This window comes from Kribbella kalugense, assembly GCF_004365875.1.
GTDB lineage: Bacteria > Actinomycetota > Actinomycetes > Propionibacteriales > Kribbellaceae > Kribbella > Kribbella kalugense.
The window spans coordinates 458,554-485,365 of the sequence record NZ_SODF01000003.1; the positions used below are offsets into that span (position 1 = coordinate 458,554).

At 67.4% G+C, this 26,812-nt stretch carries 25 protein-coding genes; 9 read left to right on the forward strand and 16 right to left on the reverse strand.

All coding sequences use genetic code 11. The features are described 5' to 3' along the window. Positions 1–29 precede the first annotated feature (29 nt). Positions 30–572, forward strand: coding sequence for an RNA polymerase sigma factor (locus tag EV650_RS33505; protein ID WP_238174645.1), 543 nt, complete (start codon positions 30–32; stop codon positions 570–572). Here the strand turns inward: EV650_RS33505 and pepN are convergent. Genes pepN through EV650_RS33520 form a run of 3 tightly spaced genes read right to left on the reverse strand, consistent with a single transcriptional unit; the run spans position 559 to position 4,486 of the window. Next, the gene (pepN, locus tag EV650_RS33510) at positions 559–3,006 is read right to left on the reverse strand and encodes an aminopeptidase N (RefSeq protein WP_134123168.1); all 2,448 of its coding nucleotides are present in this window, start codon (positions 3,004–3,006) and stop codon (positions 559–561) included. The genes EV650_RS33505 and pepN overlap by 14 nt on opposite strands. A gap of 10 nt (positions 3,007–3,016) precedes the next feature. Next, positions 3,017–3,376: a hypothetical protein gene (locus tag EV650_RS33515; RefSeq protein WP_134123169.1), complete on the reverse strand. Its 360-nt coding sequence runs from the start codon at positions 3,374–3,376 to the stop codon at positions 3,017–3,019. A gap of 9 nt (positions 3,377–3,385) precedes the next feature. Continuing rightward, a complete protein-coding gene (locus EV650_RS33520) occupies positions 3,386–4,486 on the reverse strand; it encodes an FAD-dependent oxidoreductase (protein ID WP_134123170.1) in 1,101 nt (366 codons plus the stop codon). 73 nt (positions 4,487–4,559) lie between these two features. Between EV650_RS33520 and EV650_RS33525 the strand changes: the two genes are divergently transcribed. Continuing rightward, positions 4,560–5,264 (forward strand): TetR/AcrR family transcriptional regulator, encoded by a 705-nt coding sequence (locus EV650_RS33525; RefSeq protein ID WP_134123171.1) that lies wholly within the window; start codon positions 4,560–4,562, stop codon positions 5,262–5,264. Here the strand turns inward: EV650_RS33525 and EV650_RS33530 are convergent. Then, positions 5,254–6,129, reverse strand: a complete 876-nt coding sequence (locus EV650_RS33530; protein WP_134123172.1) for a LysR family transcriptional regulator — start codon at positions 6,127–6,129, stop codon at positions 5,254–5,256. The genes EV650_RS33525 and EV650_RS33530 overlap by 11 nt on opposite strands. Before the next feature lie 82 nt (positions 6,130–6,211). Here EV650_RS33530 and EV650_RS33535 point away from each other — a divergent pair, with 82 nt between their 5' ends. After that, positions 6,212–6,955, forward strand: a complete 744-nt coding sequence (locus tag EV650_RS33535; RefSeq protein ID WP_134123173.1) for a sulfite exporter TauE/SafE family protein — start codon at positions 6,212–6,214, stop codon at positions 6,953–6,955. Next, positions 6,952–7,395: a hypothetical protein gene (locus EV650_RS33540; RefSeq protein WP_134123174.1), complete on the forward strand. Its 444-nt coding sequence runs from the start codon at positions 6,952–6,954 to the stop codon at positions 7,393–7,395. The genes EV650_RS33535 and EV650_RS33540 overlap by 4 nt, the downstream gene beginning before the upstream one ends. Here the strand turns inward: EV650_RS33540 and EV650_RS33545 are convergent. Next, entirely contained in the window at positions 7,313–7,825 is a 513-nt protein-coding gene (locus tag EV650_RS33545) for a YkvA family protein (protein WP_134123175.1), read from the reverse strand. The genes EV650_RS33540 and EV650_RS33545 overlap by 83 nt on opposite strands. A 485-nt stretch (positions 7,826–8,310) precedes the next feature. Here EV650_RS33545 and EV650_RS33550 point away from each other — a divergent pair, with 485 nt between their 5' ends. Next, positions 8,311–10,299 carry an HNH endonuclease signature motif containing protein gene (locus tag EV650_RS33550; protein ID WP_166678371.1) on the forward strand — a complete coding sequence of 663 codons (1,989 nt, stop codon included), beginning with the start codon at positions 8,311–8,313 and terminating at the stop codon, positions 10,297–10,299. 69 nt (positions 10,300–10,368) lie between these two features. On the opposite strand, the gene EV650_RS33555 is transcribed toward EV650_RS33550, so the two are convergent. The 5 genes from EV650_RS33555 to EV650_RS33575 are packed head-to-tail and all read right to left on the reverse strand — an operon-like array spanning position 10,369 to position 16,518. After that, the gene (locus EV650_RS33555; protein ID WP_134123177.1) at positions 10,369–11,877 is read right to left on the reverse strand and encodes an FGGY family carbohydrate kinase; all 1,509 of its coding nucleotides are present in this window, start codon (positions 11,875–11,877) and stop codon (positions 10,369–10,371) included. Positions 11,878–11,887: 10 nt separating this feature from the next. Then, a complete protein-coding gene (locus tag EV650_RS33560) occupies positions 11,888–13,351 on the reverse strand; it encodes a mannitol dehydrogenase family protein (protein WP_134123178.1) in 1,464 nt (487 codons plus the stop codon). Beyond that, positions 13,348–14,190 carry a carbohydrate ABC transporter permease gene (locus tag EV650_RS33565; protein WP_134123179.1) on the reverse strand — a complete coding sequence of 281 codons (843 nt, stop codon included), beginning with the start codon at positions 14,188–14,190 and terminating at the stop codon, positions 13,348–13,350. Before EV650_RS33565 ends, EV650_RS33560 begins: the two co-directional genes overlap by 4 nt. Beyond that, positions 14,187–15,140 carry a carbohydrate ABC transporter permease gene (locus tag EV650_RS33570; protein WP_134123180.1) on the reverse strand — a complete coding sequence of 318 codons (954 nt, stop codon included), beginning with the start codon at positions 15,138–15,140 and terminating at the stop codon, positions 14,187–14,189. The genes EV650_RS33565 and EV650_RS33570 overlap by 4 nt, the downstream gene beginning before the upstream one ends. Positions 15,141–15,153: 13 nt before the next feature. Beyond that, entirely contained in the window at positions 15,154–16,518 is a 1,365-nt protein-coding gene (locus tag EV650_RS33575; protein WP_134123181.1) for an ABC transporter substrate-binding protein, read from the reverse strand. A 123-nt stretch (positions 16,519–16,641) separates the two neighbouring features. Here EV650_RS33575 and EV650_RS33580 point away from each other — a divergent pair, with 123 nt between their 5' ends. The 4 genes from EV650_RS33580 to EV650_RS33595 all read left to right on the forward strand — a co-directional run bounded on the left by EV650_RS33580 (position 16,642) and on the right by EV650_RS33595 (position 19,759). Then, complete coding sequence (locus tag EV650_RS33580; RefSeq protein WP_202875158.1) at positions 16,642–17,607, forward strand: sugar-binding transcriptional regulator; 966 nt, start codon at positions 16,642–16,644, stop codon at positions 17,605–17,607. A 6-nt stretch (positions 17,608–17,613) separates the two neighbouring features. Continuing rightward, positions 17,614–18,402, forward strand: coding sequence for a phosphotransferase (locus EV650_RS33585; RefSeq protein WP_134123182.1), 789 nt, complete (start codon positions 17,614–17,616; stop codon positions 18,400–18,402). A 22-nt stretch (positions 18,403–18,424) separates the two neighbouring features. Further along, positions 18,425–19,033 (forward strand): uridine kinase family protein, encoded by a 609-nt coding sequence (locus tag EV650_RS33590; protein ID WP_134123183.1) that lies wholly within the window; start codon positions 18,425–18,427, stop codon positions 19,031–19,033. 72 nt (positions 19,034–19,105) lie between these two features. Further along, complete coding sequence (locus EV650_RS33595; protein WP_134123184.1) at positions 19,106–19,759, forward strand: hypothetical protein; 654 nt, start codon at positions 19,106–19,108, stop codon at positions 19,757–19,759. A 6-nt stretch (positions 19,760–19,765) separates the two neighbouring features. On the opposite strand, the gene EV650_RS33600 is transcribed toward EV650_RS33595, so the two are convergent. The 6 genes from EV650_RS33600 to EV650_RS33625 form a co-directional block, all read right to left on the reverse strand. Next, entirely contained in the window at positions 19,766–21,040 is a 1,275-nt protein-coding gene (locus tag EV650_RS33600; RefSeq protein WP_134123185.1) for a thymidine phosphorylase, read from the reverse strand. After that, positions 21,040–21,450, reverse strand: a complete 411-nt coding sequence (locus EV650_RS33605; protein WP_134123186.1) for a cytidine deaminase — start codon at positions 21,448–21,450, stop codon at positions 21,040–21,042. The genes EV650_RS33600 and EV650_RS33605 overlap by 1 nt, the downstream gene beginning before the upstream one ends. Then, the gene (locus tag EV650_RS33610; RefSeq protein WP_134123187.1) at positions 21,425–22,714 is read right to left on the reverse strand and encodes an ABC transporter permease; all 1,290 of its coding nucleotides are present in this window, start codon (positions 22,712–22,714) and stop codon (positions 21,425–21,427) included. The genes EV650_RS33605 and EV650_RS33610 overlap by 26 nt, the downstream gene beginning before the upstream one ends. Beyond that, a complete protein-coding gene (locus EV650_RS33615; protein WP_134123188.1) occupies positions 22,711–23,928 on the reverse strand; it encodes an ABC transporter permease in 1,218 nt (405 codons plus the stop codon). The genes EV650_RS33610 and EV650_RS33615 overlap by 4 nt, the downstream gene beginning before the upstream one ends. Further along, positions 23,929–25,479 carry an ABC transporter ATP-binding protein gene (locus EV650_RS33620; RefSeq protein WP_134123189.1) on the reverse strand — a complete coding sequence of 517 codons (1,551 nt, stop codon included), beginning with the start codon at positions 25,477–25,479 and terminating at the stop codon, positions 23,929–23,931. It lies immediately after the preceding gene. Positions 25,480–25,574: 95 nt separating this feature from the next. After that, positions 25,575–26,666 carry a BMP family lipoprotein gene (locus EV650_RS33625; protein WP_134123190.1) on the reverse strand — a complete coding sequence of 364 codons (1,092 nt, stop codon included), beginning with the start codon at positions 26,664–26,666 and terminating at the stop codon, positions 25,575–25,577. Positions 26,667–26,812 lie beyond the last annotated feature (146 nt).

The window sequence follows — 26,812 nt, forward strand, 5'->3', positions numbered from 1 at the left end:
CCACAACCGAGCTCATTGGTGACTGGGGGATGATGAACGACGAGCTGGAAGAGCTGGCGGCACTGGCGGCGGCGGGCGACAAGACCGTTCTGCCACGACTGCTGCAGGCGATCCGGCCGCAGGTTCAGCGCCGGGTGGCCAAGTTCCTGCCGTACCGGGAGGACGCCGAGGAGGCGGTCCAGGACACCCTGCTCCAGGTCGCGAACAAGGTGCACACCTTCAAGGGCACCGGCAGCTTCGCCGGCTGGGTGACGGTCGTGGCCACCAACCAGGCCCGCCAGACCTACCGGACCCTCAAGCGCCGCTCCGTCGAGCAGTCCGCCGAGGTGCTGCCGGAGTCCATCGACCCGCGCACCACTTCCGTGATCGCCGGCTCCCGCCTCGACCTGCTCGAGGCCCTCGAGGCGCTCGAGTCCAGCCACCCGCAGCTCGTCCAGCCGCTCGTCCTCCGCGATCTCGGCGCGCTGTCGTACGCCGAGATCGCCGACGAGCTCGACGTACCGCTCGGCACCGTCAAGGCCCGCATCCACCAGGCCCGCAAGGCCGTCGCGGAACGCCTCACCGTCCGCTGAAGGTACGCCGCACCTCGACCGCCCGACGCAGGTCATCGAGGAAGTTGGCCGTCTGCCGGCGGACAGCAGGATCCACGGCCGGGTCAGCGATCAGCCGTTCGGCCGGGCCGACCAGGCTCTCGTCGATCGCGAACCGGGGCGCGATCCGGTGTGCGGTGAGTCCGATGACCATGCCGGCTCGGATGTCCGCAGTACCTGCGATGTCGGTGAAGTAGCGCTGCACGTACGGCGCGGTGATCGCGGCCTGACCTGGATGCCAGAAGCCGTCGGCCGCCGCGAGCAGTTCCTGGACGCCGATCGCCGGGTCGGTCATGATCCGGGTCCAGGCCGCCTCCTTGCCGGCAGGCAGCGCGGCCCGGCAGCGAGCGGCGTGGTTGACGCCCTCGGTCGAGGTGTCGCGGGCGAGCTCGTCGTTAATCTCGGTCGCGCCGAACGCGTCGAGCCGGACGAGGCGCAGTACCAACTGCCAGCGCAGATCCTGGTCGAGCTCCAGGCCGGCCGGCGTGTCGACGCCGTCGAGCCATGACTTCAGCAACACCACGTCGGCCGTGGTCTCGACGAACCCGCGGAAGGTCGCCAGTTGCACGCTGCTGCCCGGCTCGACGCTCGCCAGCTTGTTGCCCAGGGCATCCGCTACCGGACCGCGAGCCTCGTCGTACGGGAGGTAGCTGCCGAGCAGGTGCTCCTCCACCCAGCGCACCACGGAGCCGACGGCGATGTCGCTGTCCTCGTGCTGGATCGCGGTCACAAACAGGTCGAGGGCCTGGCGGGGATCCAACTCCGCGTCGGCGGTGGCGTCGCGGACCGAGTTCCAGATCACCGCGCGGGTGGTGCTGTCGGTGATCTTCGGCAGCACCTGCGGAAGGTTGGCGAGGCTGGTCGGATCGAGACGGAGCTTGGCCCAGGTGTCGTCGTTCGCGTCCGGGACGATCATCGCGAAATCATTGCCCAGCGCAACGTCCACGCTGTCCTGGTCGAGCAGCACATCGACGGTCGTGCAGGCTCCGGTCGCGTCGTACCCGGCGACACTGAGCTTGTGCGGCCGCCGCGAATCGTCCGGGCTCCGGCGATGCAGTACGACGCCATCGGTGGTCCGCTCGACGGAGATCGTGTCCAGGCCCGACGTCCGCAGCCACTGCTCCGACCAATGGTCCAGGTCCCGCGCGCCGGCCTCGGTCAGCTTGGCGATGAACTCCGCCAGATCAGCATTGCCGTACTCGTGCGCCTCCAGGTGTGAGTTGACTCCCTTGAGGAACACGTCGTCGCCGAGGTACTTGACCAGCTGCTTGATCACCGCCGCGCCCTTGGCGTACGTGATCCCGTCGACATCGTCGAGCGACTGCCGGGCGTCCTTGAGACTGTCCGGTGCGACCGGGTGCGTCGAGCTGCTCTGGTCGGTCACGAGCCCCCACCACTTGCGGACGAAGGCGAAGTCGGTCCAGTTGCCGCCGTAGCTGGTGGCGTCCTCCGCGACCCGGTGGGCCATGTACTCGGCGAACGACTCGTTCAGCCACAGGTCGTTCCACCACTTCATGGTGACCAGGTCGCCGAACCACATGTGCGCCATCTCGTGGTCGATGATGCGGGCCCGAGTACTGCGTTCCGCCTCGGTCACCTGCCCGCGGAAGACCAGGCTGTCGGCGAACGTCACGCAGCCCGGGTTCTCCATCGCGCCCAGGTTGAAGTCCGGAACGAACACCTGCCAGTACTCACCGAACGAGTACCGCTGCCGGAACATCCGGTGGTACTCGTCGAACGCCTCCCGCGTGGTCCGGAACAGATCCTCGGCGTCCCGCTCCAGGTACTCCGCGAGCGACTGCCGGCAGGCGAGTCCGAGCGGAATCCCGTCGTACTCGCTGCGGATCTGGTGGTACGGACCGGCGACCAGCGTGACGAAGTACGTCGACAGCGGCTTGGTCTCGGCGAGCGTCCACTCTCCCGGCCCGGTCTGCGTGGCCGCACCGTTGCCCATGACAACCCAGTCCTCGGGGCACTTCACCGTGACTGTGTACGGCGCTTTGAGATCGGGCTGATCGAAGCACGGGAAGTAGCGCGGCGCCGACTCGAGCGATGACATGCCATAGGTGTAGACCCGGCCGTCGGCCGCGTCGACGGACCGCTGCAGGCCCTCGCCGTCGGCGGCGTACTTCATCTCAGCTGCGACTACGAGCTCGTTCTCGGACTGCAGTCCGTTGAGTGGGAACCGGCCGCCGTCGAGTGCGGCGGGATCAAGCGTCTGCCCGTTGAGCTCGACGCTGATGAGCCGCTCGGGCTTTACGTCGACCCAAGTCGTCTCGGTCGTGGCGGCGAACCGGATCCGGCTGGTCGTGACAAACGTGTCGCCGGAGCCGGTCAGATCGAACGCAACCTCGTACGACCGCAGGTCCAGATCCGTCGCCCGCTGCCGGGCCTCATCCACTGTCAACGCGCGCATGTTCTGAACGCTATCTGGTGCGAGTAGCCACCAGCGTCGCTACTGCACGGATCTGGTCGTCCGTCGTGCTTTGGAGTATGCGGTCGATCAGCTCGGCGTCCTCCGGCTCGGCCAGAGTCGTCAGCACATTCAACGCACTCAGATGATCGAACCCGGCCGCGATCTCGTCACCGGCCTCGACCGGCGGCCGCGACAGGACCTCCCGGGCAACCGTGCGCACCTCTCCGGCCAGCGGTTCGAGCGGATTGCCGCCGCTCAACCGGGTGTACGACGCGGCCACCTGATACATGTTCAGCGCCCGGCACACAGTCGGGATGTTCTCGCTGTGCAGCAACGCGCTGAACGCCTGCAAGGGGATGTCCGCGGTCATGGTTGAACGCTAGTCGACGAGGTCGGGCTGGAAGAACCGCAGTACCTTCTGTGCGGCACCCGGCCCAGAGATCATCTCCATCGCCTTCGCGGAGTCCTCCGCAGCCTCGGCCGTGCGAGCCTGCATCGCCGGCTCGTAGACCGCGACTGCGGCGTCCAGGTCGTCCGGATGCGCGGCGATGGCGAGGGCGAGCTCGGCACCGTCCAGCATGGCCGCGTTCGCTCCCTCTCCCATCGGTGGCATCAGGTGGGCGGCGTCGCCGAGCAGGGTGACACCGGATCGACGCGGCCAGGTCAGACCGATCGGCAGTACGGCGATCTGCCGCACCACGAACGGCTCGTCACAAGCACGCACCAGCTGCCCGAACCGGGGATCCCAGCCGTCGACCAGCGCCGCAGCGTCCGTCTCTTCGTCGAGCACCCCCTCCGGACCCCGCATCGACAGGCTGACCCGGATGGTGCCGTCACCGTTGCGTTGCGCGGACAGACGCAGGTCGCCTGGCCCGAAGACCCAGAAGTTGCCGCGGCCAACCATCTCGGCGAGCTCAGGCTGGGTGCGATCGGCGTCGTGAATGATGCTCTGCAAGGAGGTACTACCGGCGTACGTCGGCTCGGCGTCGGTCAGCAGTCGGCGCACCCGCGAGTTCGCGCCGTCCGCACCTACGAGCAGGTCGGTTTCGACGGAGCTGCCGTCGGTGAAATGTACGACGTACCCGCTTGATCTTGGCTCGGCGTGACTGAAGGCACGCCCCCAGCTGATTGCCTCGGCCGGAAGCGAGTCGACCAGCAGGTCGCGCAGGTCCGAGCGGTCGATCTCCGGACGGGCCATCGGCGCATCGTCCGGGGTGTCCTGTTGCAGCAGTAGCGCGCCGGTGTGGTCCATCATGCGCTGGTCCTGCCCCTCGCGCCGGGCCGCGGCGAGGAACTCGCTCTCGAGCCCGGCCGCCTGCAGCGCAGCCTGGCCGGTCTCGGTGTGCAGGTCGAGCATGCCGCCCTGGGTGCGGGCCGCGCGGGAGGCGTCTCGCTCGTAGACGACTGCGTCGATGCCGTGGACGTGCAGGACCCTCGCGAGGGTGAGCCCTCCGGGGCCGCCGCCGATGATCGTGATCATTCGCCACTCCTTCTTCGATACGCTGTATTGATGCAATACACTGTATCTCACGCGACGCTGTATCGTGCGACGAGTGGAAGACACCCCATCGGTCTGGGAACGACCCGAACCGCCCGAGCGGCGCGCACCGAGCCCGTTGAGCCGCGAGCGGATCGTCCGCGCCGCACTCACGCTGGCCGACGCCGAAGGCATCGAGGCGGTCTCCCTGCGCAAGGTGGCGGCGGCGCTCGACGCCGGCCCGATGCGGCTCTACCGCTACATCGGCACCAAGGACGAACTGCTCGAGCTGATGGTGGACGCGGTGTACGCCGAACTCCCACCACCGACCGGATCCGGCTGGCGCGAGGTCGCGGCGTCCTTCGCGCACGAGATCCGCGCGGCGGGGCTGCGGCACGAATGGTTCATCGACCTGCTCGACGGCCGGCCACGCCTCGGCCCCGCGACCCTCGCCCACTCGGAGGCCACCCTGTCCGCGCTCCGGGCGGCAGGCCTGGAGAACATCGACATGATCATGAGCACGATCGAGGTCCTGACCGTCTACCTGATCGGGGCGGTCCGCAGGGAGGTCGGCGAGCACCGAGCCGAACGCGCCAGCGGTCTCACCCAGCGCGAATGGCAGCACTCCCGGGCGCCGCATCTCCTCGCGATGCTTGCTACTGGCAACTACCCGATCCTGGCCGAGGCGGTCCACGACGCCCAGCACCGCGACCCTAGTCAGAAGTTCGAGCTAGGTCTGGGCTACCTGCTGGACGGAATCTCTAAGCGCCTTAAGGCTTAGCGGCCGCGTGGAGATGGGCCGCTAGGAGGTGGGCGGGCTCGGGGGCGTTCGCGGCGTAGCAGAGCAGGTGCTGGCGGGTGGACCACGCGTCCTGAAGCGGGCAGATCTCGACGGCGGTACTGGCGTCGACAGCTCGCCGCGGAACGATCGCGAGCCCTGCGCCCGCCGTGGCCAACGTGATCAGCGCATGCAGGGTGGGTACGACGGTGCGGTAGCGCGGCGCGGGGGCGTGCGGGCCGAGACGGTCGTCCATCCATTGGCTGAGCGGTGAGTTTCGATCCAGGCCGACCAGGGGATGTTCGGCAACTTCGGCGTACGCGATCGAAGCGCGGCCCGCGAGGATGCCGCCGGCCTGGCCGATCACGACCAGAGAGTCGTCGGCCAATGGTTCGGTCCTGAGCGGCGTGGGCTCGTCGTCGAGAATGACGCCGAGATCCGCCTCACCGGCCGCGAGCAGGCGGACGCTGCGAATGGTCCGGCGTTCGCTCACATTCACGTCGTACTCCGGATGGTCGCGGAGGAACGTGGCGAGCGCGATAGGGACCAACTGATGCATCGCGGACCCGCCGGCGACCAGGCGGATCGGGGCGGTTGTTGAGACCGCGTACGACGCAACCGCACTGTCCAATCTGGTTGTCTCGGCGAGCACCTCGCGGGCATGCCGGGCCAACGTGGCCCCCGCCGGGGTCAGCCGGACGCCGCGGCGCTCACGGACCAGCAGCGGCACGCCGGCCTGCGTTTCGAGCGCTCTGACCCGCGCACTCGCCGAAGGCAGGCTGAGGTGCATCACCCGCGCGCCGCCGGTGATCGAGCCCTCCGCCGCCACGTTTGTGAACAGCCGGAGATCATCGAGGTCGTACCGCATTCAGCCAGCCTACGCCTCAGACTAAGGCTGGCTACGGGGATCGCGCATTGTGAAGCGTCGGCTTTGCGTCGATGCTCGAACGGTGCTGCTGATCCTCCTGGCCGGTGTCGCAGCCGGCGCACTGAACGCCGTCGGCGGCGGCGGAAGTTTCGTAGCACTCACCGCCCTGGTCGCAGCCGGCATGCCACCGGTCACGGCGAACGCGACCACAACCGTCGCCCTACTGCCCGGCAACGCGACCAGCGCGTGGGTCTACCGCCGAGACATCGAGAGCTTCACCCACCCATCGCCAGTCCGTCTCACGATCGCCAGCGTCTGCGGCGGTGCGATCGGCGCCGGCCTGCTCTTGTTGTTGCCCTCAGCATCTTTCGACGCGGCGGTACCGTGGTTGCTGGCGTTCGCGACCGTCGTACTCGCCTTCGGCCGGCGACTGACAGCCGCCCTGCGGCTCGGGCAACCTGGTCCAGCGGCGATCTTGGCCGGGCAGTTCCTGCTGGCGATCTACGGCGGATACTTCGGTGGCGCGGTCGGGCTGATGATGCTCGCCTTCTGGACCGCGACGACCTCGCTCGACCCGGCGCGCGGGAATCCGCTTCGCGTTATCCAAGTCGCGGCCGTGTATCTGACGGCGGCGGTGATCTTCGTGTTCGCGGCCGACGTCCTGTCCCAGCCGATCCACTTGGTCGCGCTGCTTTGCGGTGCTGTTGTCGGCGGCTACCTCGGCGCTCATCTCGTACGCCGTCTGCCTGCGACGGTCCTGCGCGTCCTCGTGCTCACCACCGCAATCGCGATGACCGCCGTCTTCTTCGTACGGGCCTTCGGATGAACCGCGCCCAGCTAGCCATGGCCTACCAGGCCTGCGAAATCGCCGACCTAGCAACCTTCGCAGTCACTGTCAGCGACCCGACCGAGGCCTTGGCACAGGCAGCGCGGGTACTCGCCGCCGCCCACCAACTGCTCGCCGCCGCAGACTCAATGGCGGCCTACTCAGTCGCCACCGACTCAGTTGCGGCCGACGATTTTGTGGCCGACGCCGACTTGGTGGCTGAGGCCGATCCGGTGACCGCCGCCGACTTAGCGGCCGCCGACCCGGTCGCCGCCGACCGTCCTGCCGATCATGTGAAGCCGACCGATCCGCTCCAACTCTTCGCCTACGAACATCCCGAAGAAGCAGCAGCCGACATCAGTGAGTGGCTCCGTTCCCGAGGTCACGATCACCGAGATCACGACCGCCTGGAAGGCGCCGCCGCTCCCGCTCCCGATTGAGGTAGAGCCCGGTCGCCGTCGACACGCTGGTGAGCAGCCAGACAGCCACCCCGGCGTCATCGGTGACCCCGATCACCGGCAGCAGATCAGGCAGGATGTCGATCGGCGAGATCAGGTAAACGAGCGCGAGTACCCAGATGAACGGCCGGCTCTTCGGCAGATCGGCGTACGTACCCTGGCGAACCTCCCGCAACAACCGCGGCAACGCCCGAGCCCGCTGAAACACATCCCCAACCGGCACCGGCTCTCCCCGCGCAATCTTGCGCCGACGCACCACCCGCCGCCGCACGACGCCAAACGCACCCACCACCACGCCCACCACCAGGAGCCCGACCCCAACCGCCACCGCAGGCATCCCGGCCACATCCCCGTCCCGGAACACCAGCGTCAAGAGCCCGATCAGCCCGAGGAACCCACCGAAGTACACCATCCGCTAACTGTAGGCCGTACCCACGCCATCTTCCTGTTCAACCGATGCCCACAAGCCCACCCACGACACCATCATTTAGTTGCTATCAGCAACTTTTAGCCAGATCGCCAACCCCACAAGACCTTCCGGACCTTCCTCTCGAAGCCCATGATTTTGAATCTATCGAACACCTGTTCTAATATAGACGCATGAGCGAGTCCGTGATCACATACGCCGGCCATGATCCATCGATCACCGCCGGCAGGATCACGCCGTCCCCGGCCGGCGCGACCGGCGCTCGACCTGGTCGGCACGATGGTCCTTCCCCAGCCGGCGACCGGCCGCCTACGACACCGTGTCGATGCTCATGCTCGTGCTCATCGTCAGTCGGCGCCGACTGGAGAGAAGCCGCCACGTCCTCGCTGGATCGAGAAATTCCGGCCGATCTAGACATCCCAGAGGATCCCGACGATCCCCTAGGCCCCAGATTCTTCAGCGAACAGGACATGCTGGACGCCGAACTCGACGAACTCCTCGGCGGTCACCGCTTCTCACGAGTAGACGCCCTCGAGTGGGAGCTCTGGGACGGCGTCGAACAAGACGAGGCCGAGCGAGCAATGCTCCGCCGCGAAGCACCGAGATGGGTATTCCTCAAGCCCGGCGGCGATCTCGCGACCGCATTGGAAGACACCAGGCCACAAGCAATGTCCCCGACAGCGCTAATAGAGCTGATGAAGGCCGCGGATCGCCTGACCGGCTGGTCCGAATCGATCAAGGCGACCGCGATCGCATCCTTCATCCGGCAACGCCGCGCCGAACACCAAGACTCACCCCGCCCAACCCAACTGGACGCCAAAGGCCGCCCAATCGACCCCGAACGCTCCTGGTACTCCGAGATCGCCCTAGCACTCGGCCTGTCCCCAGACACCGTGGGCCGCCGAGCCGAAACAGCCCTCCGCCTCACCTCAACCCTGTCAGCCACCCACTCTGCGCTGAGGTGCGGAGCCCTGACCTGGGGCAAAGCCCTGGCCATCTCCGAAGCCACCAGAACCCTCCCCGACGACGCCGCCCAAGCAGTAGAAGCCCACGTCCTGAAACGCGCCGCCTCCCAAACCCATCGAAACCTCCGCGAATCCCTGCGCCGCCAAGTCGCGAAACACACCGCCCCACAAGCAGCCGAAGATCACCGCGCCGCCGCAGCCGACCGCACCTGCAAGATCGTCCCCCTGTCGGACGGCATGGCCGGCCTATGGATCGTCCACACCGCCGACAAGATCCAGCAAATCTGGATAGCCATCCAAGCCATGACCACCCTCGCCAAACGAGCCACCCCCACCGCACCCCAAACCCCCGAGCCCACTAACTCCCCCATCCCAGAAACCACACCCCAAACCCCCGAGCCCACCAACTCCCCCACCCCAGAAACCACACTCCACCACCACAACCCGCCACCCCAGAACAACCCGTCACGCGATGACAACCCCTCGCGCCCGGGAACCCCTCCACCCGCAGCCGATCCTCCGCGCGCCCCAAGCCGACCACACCGCACCGACGCCACCCTCCACCGCGACCCCACACACCAAGACGAAAGCACCGCGGCACCCGCCACCGCAGACGCTGCCGCCGCTGCTACTGCTAGTGCTGCGAACTGCGATGTTCCGGACGCCCGCGCCCTGGATGCCAACCCTGCGAGCGCTGGTCCTGGCGCGGCGGACCGTGGAGCAGCGGACGTTGGCGACCTGGACACTGACACGTCGGACGCTGGTGCTGTGGACCGTGGTGCCGAGAAGGACACCCGGACCGCCGAGCAGCGCCGCGCAGACGTGGCCGCTGACCTGTTCGAACACATCCTGCACAACGGCGTGGACTGGCTCGGTCGTCGGCTCCCCGATCAGCATCGACGCCGTCCGCACATCGAGGTCGTCGTACCCGCGTCGACCTTGCTCGGCCTCGACGACGACCCCGCCGAACTCACCGGCTACGGCCCCATCCCTGCCGAGATGGCCCGCCGAATCGCCGCTGACGGTACCTGGCGACGACTCCTCACGGACCCCATCAACGGTGCCGTACTCGAGGCCTCCACCACCCGCCACGACCCCGGATCACTCGTCACCGAAACCCTGCTCGCCCGCCACCCCGTCTGCGCGTGGCCCGGCTGCAACCGCACGTCCCGCGACTGCGACCGCGACCACCTCACGCCGTTCGCTCAGTCCGGACGTACGAGTCTGTCCGGCATGGCGCCGTACTGCGAGTACCACCACGTCATCAAAGACACCCCTGCCTGGGGCTGGACCACCACCAGCCACCCGGATGGCTCCATCACACTCGTCACGCCAACGGGCCACCGCCACACGACCGTCCCACCCGCCCGCGGCCCAATCACCCAACAAACCAACACAAGTCCCCCGACCCAGCAAAGCCCCACCACCCAGCAACCCACCACTGATCCCACTGCCGACCCCAAGCAGACAGCTCACGACCCACCACCGTTCTGAAGTACCGCGCGGTGGGTCGAGCCCAACCGCACAGAAGCTACGGCGGTGGAGGGTCGGACGTCGTTGGGGCTAGCGGTTGTAGGGGTGGGATAGGAGGGGGCGGGTGTTGGTGAGGATTTGTTCGTAGTTTGCGCGGATCTTTTCGGGGTTGAGGGTGATGGGGGGTTCGGGTTTGCCGAGGGGGACTTGCCAGGTTGGTGGGGTGTTGGCGCCGGAGAGGGCCCAGGCGGCTTGATGGGCGGCTCCTAGGGCGACGTACTCGGCTGGTTCGGGGAGGACGACCTCGGCGCCGAGGAGGGCGGGGGCCAGGGCTTGTACGGCGCGGGAGCGGGCGCCGCCGCCTAGGAGGAGGACTCGGTGGACGGGTAGACCCTGGGCGCGGAGGGCGTCTACGGCGTCGGCGAGGCCGCAGAGGAGGCCTTCGACGGCGGCGCGGGCCATTGTCGCGGGCTGCATGGTTGCGCGGGTGAGGCCGTAGATGAGGCCGGTGGAGTGGGGGAGGTCTGGGGTACGTTCGCCGTCGAGGAACGGGAGCAGGACCAGGCCGTCGCTGCCGGGTGAGGTGATTGCGGCTTCGTCGAAGGCGGCTAGGTCTAGGCCGAGCATTTGGGCTGTTGCGGACATGACTCGGGCTGCGTTGAGGGTGCAGACGAGCGGGAGGTACTCGCCGGTGGCGTCGGCGAAGCCGGCGACGAGGCCGGTGGGGTCGGCGGTTGGGTGGGTTGAGCGGGCGAACGCGGTTCCGCTGGTTCCGAGGGAGACTGCGACGTCGCCGGGCTGGAGGTCGAGGCCGAGTGCGGCGGCGGCGTTGTCCCCGGTGCCGGCTGCTAGGGCCGCGCCGAAGGCTGTTTGGCCGACGATCTCGGCTGGGGCGGCGACTCGGGGGAGCTTGAGCGAGCGGCCGAAAGCGAGTTCGACGAGGTCGGGGCGGTAGCTGTTCGTCGCAGGCGACCACCAACCGGTGCCGGACGCATCGCCGCGGTCGGTGGTGATCCCGTCGATGCCGCGCCGGTCCGCCGCCAGCTTCTGGGTCATCCAGTCGTGCGGCAACACGACCGCGGCAGCCCGCAGTGCAGCCTCGCGCCGCATCGCAGCCTCCCGCCGCACCGCGTCTGTGTCCGCCGCACCGTGGGCAGCCCCGCCCGCCGGTTTGCTTTCGCCCCGCGCAGCCTCATCTCGGAGCCAGCGGAGTTTGGTGACTGTGAAGGATGGGACGGGGACCGAGCCGATTGCTTCTGCCCAGGCCTCGGCGCCGCCCAGTTCTGCGATCAGCTCAACGGTTGCGTCGGCCGAGCTGGTGTCGTTCCACAGGACGGCGGGGTGGACGACCTCACCGGAGTCGTCCAGGAGCACCATGCCGTGCTGCTGACCACCGACGGCGATCGCCTCGACCCCGTCGAGTAGGCCGTCGGAGGCGTGTTCCCACGCCTTCCACCATTCGGCCGGGTCCACCTGGGTGGCGTCTGGATGCGGTGCGCGGCCCTCGCGGACCACGGCTCCGGTTTCGGCATCGCATACAAGGACCTTGGTCGCCTGGGTGGAGCAGTCCACCCCGGCGACCAACCTCAGCTCAGTCATACAACCCAGACTAGAGGGCTTCGAGAGTGGCGCGGGCGCCGATCTCGTGCAGCGACTCGAGGGCGGCCTTGTACTGCGTGACGAAGCGGTCGTCGGACGCGAGATCGCCGAACAGATCCGGGTCCGAGATGAAGACCAACGGATCGTCCCGGTTGTGCTGGGCCCGTTCGACCAGTTTGTCGCGCAGTCGATCCACGACCTCGATCGGCTCACCCTGTTCGTCGACACCCTCGGCGTACCGGGCCCAGGACGCCACGACCAGGACCGAGCGCTTGATCTCGCGCGAGGCCGCGAGCTGCTCGCGGACCACCGGCAGCAGCCACTTCGGGATCCGGTCCGAGCTCTCCGCGCACAGTCGGGCGAGCGTGTCGCGGACCTCCGGGTTTGCGAACCGTTCGATCAGCTGGTGCTTGTAGCGGTCCAGATCGACCCCAGGCACCGGCGGCAACGTCGGCGTACCTTCGTTGTCCATGTAGCCGAGCAGGAAGTCGATGAACAGCTTGTCCTGGCACACCTCGTGCGCATACCGGTAGCCGGCCAGATACCCGAGATAACACAACGCCTGGTGCGACGCGTTCAGCAATCGCAGCTTCATCAGCTCATACGGCTCGACGTCCTCGACGATCTGTACGCCGACATCCTGGTACGGCGGCCTGTCGTCACCGAAGTCGTCCTCGAGCACCCACTGGGTGAACGGCTCGCACACCACCGGCCAGCCGTCCTCCACGCCGAAACGTGAAGCCAGCGCCTCCCGGTCCGCATCCGTGGTGACCGGCGTGATCCGGTCGACCATGCAGTTCGGAAACCGGACCGCTTCGGAGATCCAGTCGGCGAGCGCCGGATCCTTCAACCGGGCAAACGCGACCAGCATTTTGCGCGCCACGTGTCCGTTGCCCGGGATGTTGTCGCACGACATCACCGTGAACGGCGGTACGCCGGCCGCCCGCCGCCGGGCGAGCGCCTCGATGATGAAGCCGAACGCGCTCCCCGGTGTCGCGCCCGGCTCCAGATCAGCGGCCAACGAGGGATCGGACGCGTCCAGCTCGCCGGTCACCTGGTTGACGTGGTAGCCGCCCTCGGTGATCGTCAGCGACACGATCCGGGTGGCCGGATCGACGAGACGGTCAAGGACGGCGGACGGGTCGTCCGGGGCGAACAGATAGTCCACCATCGACCCGATCACTCGAGGCTCGAGGGTCCCGTCCGGGTGCTTGATCACCAGTGTGTACAGGTGATCCTGCGCGGACAGGACGTCGTACATCCGCTTGTCCTGCGGGAGGACGCCGATGCCGACGATCCCCCAGTCGAGCGCCTTTCCCTCGTTCATCAGCCGGTCCAGGTACATCGCCTGGTGTGCGCGGTGGAAGCCGCCGACGCCGAAGTGCACGATGCCGGGGCGTACCGCCGTACGGTCGTACGACGGCACCCCGACCTCGTTGCCTAAAGCATCCAGAGCAGCAGTACCCAGTTTCACTTAACCGCCCCCAGCGACAGACCCTGGACGAGCTTGTCCTGTGCGGCGAACCCGGCGATCAGCACCGGCAGCGACACCACGAGCGACGCGGCACAGACCTTGGCGAGGAACAAACCTTGACTGGTCACGAAACCAGTCAAGAACACCGGAGCCGTCTCCGCCACTGTGCCGGTCAGCACTCGGGCGAACAGCAGCTCGTTCCAGCTGAAGATGAAGCAGATCAGCGCGGCCGAGGCGATACCGGGTGTGACGATGGGTGCCACCACCGACCGTAGTGTGCGCGGCAGGTTCGCCCCGTCGACCGAGGCCGCTTCGAGGATCTCGACCGGTACTTCGGACAGGAAGCTACGCAGCATCCAGACCGCGATCGGCAGGTTCATCGAGGTGTACAGGATGATCAGCAGCCAGATGTTGTCCAGGAACCCGACCGACTGCGCGAACAGGTAGATCGGCAGCAGGCCGGCCACCACCGGCAGCATCTTCGTGGACAGGAAGAAGAACAGTACGTCCGTCCACTTCTTCACCGGCCGGATCGACAGCGCGTACGCCGCTGGGAAGGCGAGCAGGATGACCAGCGCGGTGGACAGGATGCTCGCCGTCAGCGAGTTCGCGATCGACGGCCAGGGTCCGGTGTCGAAGAACGCCCGGTAGCCGTCGAGGGTCAGCGGCGCCGCGATGTCCGGCGGGTTCTTGGCCGCGTTCTCCTCGGAGTGGAACGACGTCAGCAGCATCCACAGCACCGGCAGCACGAACAGGACGCCGACGACCCACGCGACGACACTCAGCACCGAGCCGCCCCGGTTCTTCCGTCCGGTCACGATGGTGACTTGGCCGCTCATTTGCTGGTCTCCTCTCGGAACAGCGTCGACACCGACCGCAGTGCGAAGGTCGCGATCAGGATCGTGCCGATCACGACGATCACGCCCGCCGCCGACGCACGGCCGTAGTCGTGGGCGGTGTAGAAGGTCTGGTAGATCGTGTACGGCAGGTTCGCCGTACCCAGGCCGCCGGAGGTGATCGTGAAGACCGCGTCGAAGTTCTGTACGACGTAGATCGAGCCGAGCAGCGCAGACAGTTCGAGGTACTGGCGCAGGTGCGGGAGCGTCATGTAGCGGAAGATCTCCCACTGGTTCGCGCCGTCGATCCCGGCCGCCTCGATCACGTCCAGCGGACGGCTCTGCAGGCCGGCCAGCAGGATCAGCATCATGAACGGCGTCCACTGCCAGACCAGCGCGAAGATGATCGACCACAGTGGCTGGTTGCTGATCCAGTCCGGTTGCGGCGCGTTGTCGCCGAAGATCCACTTCAGTACGCCGTTGAAGAGGCCGTACGTCGGGTTGTAGAGCGCGTGCTTCCAGAGCAGGGCCGCCGCGACCGGTACGACGAGGAACGGCGTGATCATCATCGTCCGGACCGCTCCGCGTCCGCGGAACTTGCGGTCGAGCAGCAGCGCGATCAGCAGCCCGAATACCAGGCTGATCAGTACGACGCCGGCGGTCAGCAGGATCGTGATCCAGATCGCGTGCCGGGTGTTCGCGTCGGTCAGTACCCGGCGGAAGTTGGAGAAGCCGGCGAACCCGCGCTCGTCGGGGTAGTAGGCGTTCCAGTTCATGAAGGACACGATGATCGTGACCACGAACGGCAGCTGGGTCACGATGATCATGAACACCAGCGCGGGCAGCAACGGAGCGCGCCGGGCCCAGTCGCCGGTCCTGCGCATCAGCGAACCCTCCGAACCAGGCGGCGGAGCAGAGTGCCGGCTCTTCGGCGTCTCGGTAGTTACAGTCATGGCCTCTCCCCTCTCACTTCGCCTGTCGCGAGCGGTAGCGCTCGGCGACGTCGTCGGCGAGCACCTGCCCGCGTTTCAGCGCCTTGTCGACGCTCATCCGCCCCGCGATCGCCGAACTCACGTCCTGACTGACCTGGGTCCCGAGGTCCGGGAACTCCGGGATGTCGATGAACTGGATCCCCGGCGCCGGCCGCGGCTGGGTACCCGGGTTCTTCGGGTCGGCGTTCTCGATCGCCGACTTGGTCGGCTCGGCGAAGGCCGCGGCCTGCTTCACGTACTCCGGGATCTCGTACGTCGAGGCGCGCTTGCCGGCCGGAACGTTGGACCAGCCAACCTTCTCGCCGACCAGCTTCTCGTAGTCCTTGCCGGAGGCCCAGGAGATGAACTTCCAGGCGGCGTCCTTCTTCTTCGAGGCTTCCTGGATCCCCCAGGCCCACGCGTACAGCCAGCCGGAGCTGTCGGTCTTGACGACCGGAGCCGGTGCGTAGCCCATCTTGCCCTTGACCGGCGAGTTCGGCGCCTCGAGCGATCCGGCCGCCGACGTCGCGTCGTACCACATCGCGACGTTGCTCTGGATGGTGTTGTTCAGGCACTCGGTGAAGCCGGCCTGCGGTGCGCCCGCCTCACCGTGCTCGCGGACCAGGTCGACGTAGAACTTGGTCGCCTCGGTGAACGCCGGCGAGTCCACCTGGGCCTGCCAGTCCTGGGTGAACCAGGTGCCGCCGAAGGTGTTCACGACCGTGGTGAGCGGGGCGAACAGCTGACCCCAGCCGGGCTGGCCGCGCAGGCAGATGCCGCGCATCCCAGGCTGGGCGTTGTCGACCTTGGCGGCGATGTCCGCGACCTGCTGCCAGGTCGGCTTGTCCGGCATCGTCACGCCCTTGGACGCCAGGATGTCCTTGCGGTACATCAGGAACGACGACTCGCCGTAGAACGGCTCACCGTAGATCTTGCCGTCGTCCGCGGTCATCGACTGGGTCATCGGCTTGAGGATGTCGTCCTGGTCGAACGACGAGTCCTTGGCGATGTAGTCCGACAGCGGCGCGATCCACTTGCTCCGGGCGTAGATCGGGATCTCGAAGTTGCTCACCGACGCCACGTCGTACTGACCGGCCTGGCTGGAGAACTCCTGGCTGATCTTGTCCCGGACGTCGTTCTCCGGCAGCACGGTGAAGTTCACGTGGATGCCGGTCTCTTTGGTGAAGTTGTCGGCGGTCAGTTTCTGCAGGTCGACCATCTGCGGGTTGTTCACCATCAGCACGTTGATGCTGTCGGCGCCACCGCCGCCGGCCCCGCCGCCCCAGCCCGCACAGCCGCTGACCGCACTCACCAGGAACGCGACCCCGACCGCTCCGATCCGTTTACGCCTACTCAGCACGAGCCACACTCCCTTGCTGGTGGTCTGCTCATTTGAGCATGCCTCTGCTCACAGCATGAGTGAACCGGGAAGCCCCTTGACCTGTCAAGGGTCTGTGCAACACTTGGGTCCGATGGTGCTCATATGAGCGGGGAGGCTTTGATGGAGTCCTTCGGGCCGGCACACCTGGTGCTTACCGCGTCGATCGCGCGGCGGTACTACGTCGACGGGCGGTCGAAGGTGGAGATCGCGGACGAGTTCCGGCTGAGCCGGTTCAAAGTCGCGCGATTGCTCGACCAGGCGCGCAGTAGTGGGCTGGTTCGGATCGAGATCAGCCACCCGGGAGCCATCGATCTCGACCTGTCCTCCCGTCTGCAGGAGTCGCTCGGCCTGCGGCGCGCGATCGTCGTAGACACTCCGGAGGTCGACGAGCCCGCTTTGCGGACGCAGCTCGGGAAGGCCGCAGCGGATCTGCTGTCGGAGATCGTCACGCCGGAGGACGTGCTCGGGTTGGCCTGGGCTCGCGCGGTGACCGCGATGACCGAGCAGCTGACCTCCCTCGCACCGGTGCCGGTCGTCCAGCTCACAGGTGCGCTCACCCGGCCGGACGTCGAGGCGAACTCGGTGGAGCTGGTCCGCCACACGGCCCGATTGTCGGGCGGCCCGGCGTACCTGTTCTACGCACCTCTCGTCGTACCGGATGCGGCGACGGCGCGGGCGTTGCGGCAGCAGCCGGAGGTGGCGGAGGCGATCGGTCACTTCGAGTCGGTCACCAAGGCCGTGGTCGGGCTCGGTTCTTGGGCCGCGGGGCAGTCGACGTTGTACGACGCGATGGACGAGAAGGCCTGTGATCAGCTGCGGAAACGGGGTGTCGTCGCGGACATTTCCGGGGTGTTCGTGGACGCGGACGGTGCGGCGGTGCAGAGCCGGGTCACCGATCGTGTGATCGCGATCAACGCCGAGCAGATGGACAAGATCGACGAGGTGATCGCGATCCCGTACGGCCTGGCCAAGGTCGCGGCGGTGCGCGCCGCCGTACGCGGCGGGCTGGTCAACGGGATCGTTACCCACGCACCCCTGGCGAAGGCCCTGCTGAACGAGACACACTGACCCGCGATGCCTGCTGAGGTTGAGACCGAGTTGCTCGGCGGTACTGCGAACCGTGGGCTGGTTGTGCGGGTCGGGGACACCGTCCGGAGGCCGTTGCGCGCCAGCAGTACGGCGACGCACGCGCTGCTGCAGCATCTGGAGAGCGTTGGGTTCAAGGGAGCGCCGACGTTTCTCGGGGTCGATTCGCAGGGGCGAGAGGTGCTGTCCTACCTGACCGGTGAGACGGTCACGACGCCGTACCCGGACTGGTCGATGACGGATGAGGCGCTCGACAGCGTCGCTCACCTGCTGCGGGCGTATCACGACGCGGTGGCGGACTTCCGGCCCGTCGGGTACGAGTGGGCCGAGCCGGTGCCGCCCGCTTATGTCACGGGGTTGATCAGCCACAACGATCCGAACCTCGACAACGTGGTGTTCCGGGACGGCGTCGCTGTCGCGTTGATCGACTTCGATCTGGCCGGCCCGGGGTCGGCGCTGTGGGATATCGCGACCGCGGTGCGACTGTGGGCGCCGCTGCGTCCCGAGGCAGACATTCACGACGTACGGCGTGGGCGGTCGTTGACTCGGCTCCGTCGTTTCGCGGACGCGTACGGGCTGACGGACGAGGATCGGCTCCGGCTGGTGGACGCGGCCGCGGACAACCACGTCTGGTGCATGGACTACGTACGCCGTGGCGCCGAGACCGGACACCCGTGGTTCCACCAACGCTGGACCACCGGCGAAGCCGACCTGACCAACCGAACCAACACCTGGTTCACCCACCAGGCCCAGGCCCTCCGCGAGGCCCTGCTCTAACCACTCGCGCTCATGGCGGAGAATGTGGCCTGTGCGTTCACGGGTGGTGTTGTTGGCTGGGCCGTCGGGGGCGGGGAAGTCGCGGCTGGCGGAGCAGGTTGGGCTGCCTGTGGTTCGGCTGGACGACTTCTACCGGGACGGCGACGACGAGGCGATGCCGCGGTCGCCGCTCGGCATCGTGGACTGGGACGATCCGCGATCCTGGGACGGGGATCGCGCGGTCGCGGCGCTCGAGCAGTTGTGTACGACGGGAGCCGCGGAGCTCCCGATCTACGACATCGCTGCCGACGGCACTGTCGGTCACCGGCCGGTCACTACCGGCGGTTCCCCGCTCATCGTTGCCGAGGGCATCTTCGCCGACCAGATCACCGGCGCGCTCCGTGATCGCGGTCTGCTCGCCGCCGCGATCTGTGTCCGGCACCATCGGATCGTCACGTTCGTACGGCGGTTCCAGCGCGACCTGCGCGAGCACCGCAAACCCCCGCTGACGCTGCTTCGTCGCGGTCTGCTGTTACTCCGTGACGATCCGCAAGTGGTACGCCGCTGTGTCGAAGCCGGCTGCGAACCGCTGCACCCGAAGGCCGCCCGGGCCCGCATCGAGACACTTCTCACGCAGGCGACGTCCCAGTAATACAAGGTTGTTAGCCTGAAGTTCACCAACATCTGATGGCATCAAGGCCGGAATATCGGATGGAGAGGGATCGTGAAGCGGACAGCACCAGGCGTTGCCATTGGCGTGACAGCACTGCTGCTGGGTATGACTGCCTGCGGGAACGAGGACGGTACGTCGGCCGCCGGAGAGACCCCGGCCGCCAAGCATTCGGCGCTGACCGGCCCGAAAGCGGCGAAGGGCACTCTCGCGGGCCTCGCGGTGCTGCCCCGCGGTTATGTAGCCGACCCGCGCAACACCACCGGCCCGTTCACCGCGACCGCCTTCCTGAACACGTGGTCCGCTGACCCGGCGCTGGACCGCGCCCTGCTGCTGAACGCGAGCTTCGTCGAGGGGTACCGCGCGACCCGGCTCAGTCCGGACAAGAAGAAGCGCTACACCCTGCAACTGTTCAAGACCGGCTCGGCAGCCAAGGCGACAGTTCTCCAAAACGGGCTCTGGGGCCAGGACACCCACGACCACCCGTTCAAGCTCGCCGGCGCCCTGGCCGACGCCCGGGTCGAGTACGACGGTGGCGCAGCCCAGTCCGCGGCCGTCGCCGAGGTCAGCCTCGCGGTCGGCCCGATCGTCGTCGAGATCAGTGTCCGCGAAGTAGGTGCCGTGGGCAGCAATCTCACCCCGGACACCGCTCTGGTCACCTCCCTCGCCAAGGAACAGCGCACCCGCCTCACGGCCACCAACAGCTAGCGGCTTTCAGCCGATGCGGTCGATCACCAAAGGACCCGGCTGGTAGGAGTACGACACCGCTACAGCATCGGTCAGGGCCTCCAGCGCACGCTCGATGCGAGTTGGGTCGTCGGTGTGGAGGGTCAGAAGGGGCTGGCCTTCCTGGATCTGGTCGCCAGGCTTTGCGTGCATTTCCACGCCGGCCACCGCCGACACTGGGTCTTCCTTGCGAGCGCGACCAGCACCGAGGCGCCAGGCAGCCACACCGACGGCAAGAGCGTCGAGCTTCGACAGGGTTCCAGACGCAGGAGCTGGTACGGCGTGTTGCTCCGGGGCGACCGGGAGTTCGGCGGATGGGTCGCCGCCCTGGGCCGAGATCATGCTCCGCCAAGCGTCCATCGCCGTACCGTCGCGGAGTTTCTCGGCTGGATCGACGCCGGTCACGCCGGCCGCGGCAAGCATTTCGGTGGCCAGGGCAACGGTCAGCTCGATCACGTCGGCGGGTCCGCCGCCGGCCAGCACCTCGACCGACTCGCGGACCTCGAGTGCATTACCCGCGGTCAGGCCGAGTGGAACGGACATGTCGGTGAGCAGGGCAACGGTCTTCACGCCAGCGTCGGTGCCCAAAGCAACCATGGTCTCGGCGAGCTCGCGGGCGTCGGTCAGATCCTTCATGAACGCGCCGGAGCCGACCTTCACGTCCAGCACCAGGGCACCGGTGCCCTCGGCAATCTTCTTGCTCATGATCGAGCTGGCGATCAACGGGATCGCCTCGACCGTACCGGTCACGTCACGTAGCGCGTACAGCTTCTTGTCGGCCGGCGCCAGACCGTCACCGGCAGCGCAGATCACCGCGCCGACGTCCTCCAACTGCTGCATCATCTCGTCGTTCGACAGCGCCGCCCGCCAGCCCGGGATCGACTCCAGCTTGTCCAGCGTCCCGCCGGTGTGCCCGAGACCGCGCCCGGACAGCTGTGGTACGGCGACTCCGCAGGCCGCGACCAAAGGTGCCAACGGCAACGTGATCTTGTCGCCGACGCCACCCGTCGAGTGCTTGTCCGCGGTGGGCCGGGACAGCTTGCCGAAGTCCATCCGCTCGCCGGACGCGATCATCGCGGCGGTCCAGCGGGCGATCTCGCGCCGGTTCATTCCGTTCAGCAGGATCGCCATCGCGAGCGCGGACATCTGCTCGTCGGCGACGTCGCCCTTGGTGTAGGCGTCGATCACCCAGTCGATCTGCCCGTCGCTCAGTTCACCCTTGTCCCGCTTGGCCCGGATGACATCCACCGCGTCGAAACTCATCAGTTCTCCAAGTCCTCCGGCCCGAACGCGTCGGGCAACAACTCACGCAACGGCCGCGGTCCGGTCGGTGTCTCCAGCAGCAGGCCAGGCCCGCCGTTCTCGTGCAGTAGCTGCCGGCACCGCCCGCACGGCGTCAGGAGGTCGCCGTGGTGGTCCACACAGGTGAACGCCACCAGCCGCCCTCCCCCGGTCCGGTGCAGCTCCGACACCAGTCCACACTCCGCACACAACGTCAGGCCGTACGACGCGTTCTCGACGTTGCACCCGGCAACCACCCGCCCGTCGTCCACCAGTGCCGCCGCACCCACGGCGAACCCGGAGTACGGCGCGTACGCCCGCCCCATCACCTCGACGGCCACCGCACGCAACGCGGCCCAGTCGATCTCACTCGGTGACGTAGGGCTCACCATCGGCCTTTGGTGCTCTGACTCGTCCGACCAGACCGGCTACCGCGATGATGGTGGCCAGGTAGGGAGCCATCAGCAACAGTTCGCCGGGGATCGGCGTCTGGATGATCTGGAGCTGGGACTGCAACTGGGTCGCGAACCCGAAGAACAGTGCGGCCACGGTCGCGCCGATCGGATGCCAGCGCCCCATGATCAACGCTGCCAGCGCGATGAACCCGTTGCCGGCGGTCATCTCCTTGCTGAACGAACCGGCGTACCCGACCGTGAAGAACGCGCCGCCGAGACCGGCCAGGATGCCGGCCGCGAGAACCGCGGAGTACCGGATCCGCTTGACCTTGATGCCGACCGTGTCGGCCGCCTTCGGGTGCTCGCCGACCGCGCGGATCCGCAGGCCCCACCGGGTCTGGAACAGCACGAACGTGACCACGGCGACCGCGAGGTAGGTCAGGTAGACCAGGATCGTCTGGTTGAACAGGATCGGCCCGAAGAACGGGATGCTGGCCAGGCCGGGGATCTTCACCGCCGACAGCACGTCCGGCGTGTTCAGCTTGTCCGCATTCGGCTGCAGGAACTCGTCGAACAGGAAGCCGGTGATGCCGGTCGCGAAGACCACCAGGACGACACCGAGGACGACCTGGTTGACCAGGTACTTGATCGAGAAGACCGCCAGCAGCGCGGCCATCAGGACACCGGTCGCGGCTGCGGCGATCAGGGCGGCCGCTGCGCTTCCCGTCGTACTGGAGACGACGGCCGCGGTGAACGCGCCGACCAGGAACTGGCCCTCGATCGCGATGTTGATGACGCCGGCCCGCTCGGACAGCACACCCGCGAGCGCGCCGAGGATCAGCGGGGTGGCGAAGTTCAGCGTGCCCTGGAACTGGTTCGCCAGCGGGAAGACCTTGCCCGCGGACGCCCAGCACAGGAACGCGCCGATGAAGCAGATACCGAGTACGGCGGCCAGCCAGCCGGCGTACCGCTGCGGCACCCGGCGCACGATGTAGGCGGCCGCGGCGCCGACGCCGATGATGCCGAGCAGCAGACCGACCGCCTGCGCGGGCAGATGGAGCAGGTTGTTCTGCAGATCGCCGGAGACCAGCTGGAACGTCGCCTTGCCGCTCTTGGTGAAGATCGCCAGGAAGAGGCCGATCAGCGCGAACACCAGCATCAGGGTGCCGACCCGCAGCCGCCGGGTCCGCTCGGCCGGACCCTCGATGACCTGCGGCTTGGCCGGGGCCGCGGGTACGGCGTCCGGAGTTGTCTCGGTCATCCGTTCCAGCCTTTCGCGAGGACAGCTCCGATACCGCGTTCCTTCGGCAGGAACCGGAAGATCGAACGCACCAGCGCCGGAGCCGCGACGAACAGCACGATCACGGCCTGCAGGACGGTGGTCAGGGTCAGCGGCGTCTGGGTGATCAGCTGCATCTGCAGACCGCCCGCGTTCAGCGCGCCGAACAACAGGCCGGCCAGGACGGTGCCGAGCGGCGTACCGCGGCCGAGCAGCGCAACCGTGATCGCGTCGAACCCTACCGACGCCGCGACGCCGTCGGTCAGCGGGAGGTCCGTCCCGAGCACCTGCTGGGTGCCGGCCAGACCGGCGAGAGCACCGGCCACGACCATCGCGATGATGTACGCGCGGCCGACCGACATGCCCGCGGTCCGGGAGGCGTCGGCGTTCGCTCCGACGGCGCGCAGCTCGAACCCGACGGTCGACCGGTTCAGCAACCACCAGACGAAGACCGCGGCGAGCAACGCGAGGATGAAGCCGGCGTGCAGCCGGGTGCCGCCGAACTGCGGGTACTGCGCGTTGCCGTCGACGATCGGCGAGATCGGGTCGGTCCGCCCGGGCCGCCGGAACGTCGACGTGGTCAGCAGCCAGGCGAGCAGGTAGATCGCGACGTAGTTGAGCATGATCGTCACGATCACCTCGTGCGCGCCGGTGCGGGCCTTCAGCAGGCCGACGACGCCGCCCCACAGCGCTCCACCGAGCAGACCGGCGAGGATCGCCACGATCAGGTGCAGCCCGGCCGGCAGGTGCCAGGCGAAACCGACGTACGAGGCCAGGATCGCGCCGGCGATCAGCTGGCCCTGGGCGCCGATGTTGAACAGTCCGGTCCGGAAGGCCAGTGAGACCGCGAGGCCACCGCAGATCAGCGGCGTTGCCTGGGTCAACGATTCGCTGATCGGGGTGATCCCGCCGAGCGCGCCGACGGCGAGTGCCTTGTAGGCGTCGCCGACCGCGCTCGCGGCCGCGGAGAAGGTGTCCATCGGCGCGGCACCGAAGTACCCGGCCGCTGCCTTGACCTGATCGTCGGTGACGATGATCAGGATCGCGCCGACCACCAGGGCCAGCACGATCGCGCTCAGCGAGACCAGGCCCTGGATCGCCCACGACGGCAGGCCGGAGCGCTCTGGTTCCTGCGCCGGTGCCGGCGCGGCCGGGGCCGGCTCGACCGTGGTGTCTGTGTCTTCTTCGGGGCTCATCTAGATGGTTCCCAACGTGGTCGGGTTCTCGATCGCGACATCGTGCGCCTCGGACTTGGAGGCGCCGGCCATCATCAGGCCGAGCTCGTCGCGCGGGGTGTCGGACGGTACGACGCCGACCACCTTGCCGCGGTACATCACCGCGACCCGGTCGGTCAGGGCAGCGATCTCGTCGAGTTCGGTGGACACGATCAGCACCGCGGTGCCGTTGTCGCGTTCCTCGACGATCCGGCTGTGCAGGAACTCGATCGATCCGACGTCCACACCGCGGGTCGGCTGCGACGCGACCAGGAGCTTCAGCGGCCGGGACAGCTCGCGGGCCAGCACCACCTTCTGCTGGTTGCCGCCGGACAGCGACGACACCGGCAGGTCGATGCCCTGCGTGCGGATGTCGAACTCGTCCACCCGGGCCTGCGCGTTCTTGTCGATCTCCTCGGTCCGCAGCGACAGTCCGTTGCCGAACGGCGCCTTGCGGAACAGGTCCAGGACGAGGTTCTCGGCCACTGTGAACGAGCCGACGAACCCGTCGTGCGCCCGGTCCTCGGGAACGTAGCCGATCCCGGCGTCGAGCCGCTGTCTGGTCGTCCGGCCGGTCAGATCCTCGCCGTCCAGCGAGATCGTGCCGGCCGCGATCTGGATCAGCCCAAGCAGCGCCTCTGCGAGCTCCGTCTGACCGTTGCCCTGGACACCGGCCACCGCGACGATCTCGCCGGCCCGGACCTCGAGGTCCACGTCGTCGACGGCGGTGAACCCGCGCTCGTCGATCACGGTCAGGCCTTCAACCCGCAGTACGACGTCCTTCGGCTGGGCCGGCGCCTTGTCCACCACGAGGTCGACGGCGCGGCCGACCATCAGCTCGGCGAGCTGTTCCTCGGTCTCCGACGGCTCGGCCTGGCCGACCACCTTGCCGCGGCGGATCACGGTGATCTTGTCCGCGATCGCCTTGACCTCTTTGAGCTTGTGGGTGATGAAGACGATCGAGGTGCCGTTCTCCTTGAGCTGACGCATCACGCCGATCAGCTCCTCGATCTCGGCCGGGGTGAGCACCGCGGTCGGCTCGTCCAGGATCAGCACGCTGGCGTCGTTGGTGAGCGCCTTGATGATCTCCACCCGCTGCTGGACGCCGACCGGAAGATCCTCGACCAGCGCCTCCGGGTCGACCTCGAAGCCGTACCGGTCGGACAGCTCGGTGACGAGTTTGTGGGCCTTCTTCCGGTCCAGCACACCGCCGGCCCGGGTGTTCTCCCGGCCCAACATGATGTTCTCGGCAACGGTGAAGACCGGGACGAGCATGAAGTGCTGGTGCACCATCCCGATGCCGTGGTGGATCGCGTCGCTCGGCGAGGTGATCTTCACCTTCTCGCCGTCGATCAGGATCTCGCCCTCGTCGGGCTGCAGCAGCCCGTAGAGCATGTTCATCAGCGTGCTCTTACCGGCCCCGTTCTCGCCGAGCAGGCAGTGGATCTCGCCCGGCTCGATCACCAGGTCGATGTGGTCGTTGGCGACCAGCGAGCCGAAGCTCTTGGTCAGGCCGGACAGCTCGAGGTGCATGGCAGCCTTCCCTCTCAGACGGAGAGCCAGGAAGGCACGACCTGTAGGTCGACTGCCTTCCTGGCTCGCACCGTACTACGCAATCGTGCGGCGGTTCAGGATGCCTTCGGCTGAACCTTCGACTCGATGGTGATCTTGCCGCTGATGATGTCGGCCTTGATCGTGTCCAGCTCGGACTTCACGTCCGCCGGGATCTTGCTGTCGAAGTCGTGGAACGGCGCGATCGCCGTACCGCCGTTCTGCAGGGTGCCGGTGAACTGGGTGTTGTCGAACTTGTTGTCGACGACCGAGATCACCGCGTCCTTGACCGCGACGTCCATGCCCTTCTCGACGCTGCTCATCAGCACGGAGCAGTACTCCTCGGCGCTGATGCAGCCGTCGGTGTCGACCCAGATCGCGTTGACCTTGCCGTTGCTGGCCTTCGCCGCCTGCAGGGCGCCCAGACCGGACGGACCGGCCACCGGGAACACGATGTCAGCGCCCTGGGTGATCAGGTTCTGCGCGTTGTTCTGGCCCTTGGCCTTGTCCTCGAAGTCGCCCGTGAACAGGCCCTTCTGCTTCTGGTCGTCCCAGCCGAGCACCTGGACGTTCTTGCTCTTCTGCGTGTTGTAGTAGCGCACGCCCTGGGCGAAGCCGTCCATGAAGATCGTCACGGTCGGGATCTGCAGACCGCCGAACGTGCCCACCTTGCCGGACTTGGTCATCGCGGCGGCCAGGTAGCCGGCCTGGAAGCTGGACTGAGCGGTGTTGAACAGCAGCGGCTTCAGGTTCGCGATCGGGCCGCCCTTGGTCGGGTCCGGCGCCGAGTCGACGATGGCGAACTTGATGCTCGGGTTGGCCCTGGCCGCCTTCTCGGTGGCGTCCTCGAGCTTGAAGCCGACGGCGACGATGACGTTGCACTTGGCGCTGACCATCGCGGTCATGTTCGTCGTGTAGTCGTTGTCCGACTTCGACTCGGCCTTGACCTCGGTCAGGCCCCGCTCCTTCACGGCGTCCTGCAGGCCCTTGTACGAGGTCTGGTTGAACGACTTGTCGTCAAAACCCCCCGAGTCGGAGACCATGCAGGCCTTGAAGTCCTTGTTGGCGCTGCTGCCGCCTGAGCTGCTGTCGGTCGGCTTGCTGCCACACGCGGCGACGGCGAGCGTCAGCACGCCCACGATCGCCGTTCCCCGCACGTACTTCTTCACCGGATGGTCTCCTTCGTCAACCAGACAAATCTTTGCCGGGCACGCCTTCCCCCACGTGCCGCATCCGCAGACTATAGGGCTCGGCCCGTCATTCTTTGAACGTCGCGCAGGCCTCGATACCGGAAAGTGACCGGCATGTCCGTCAC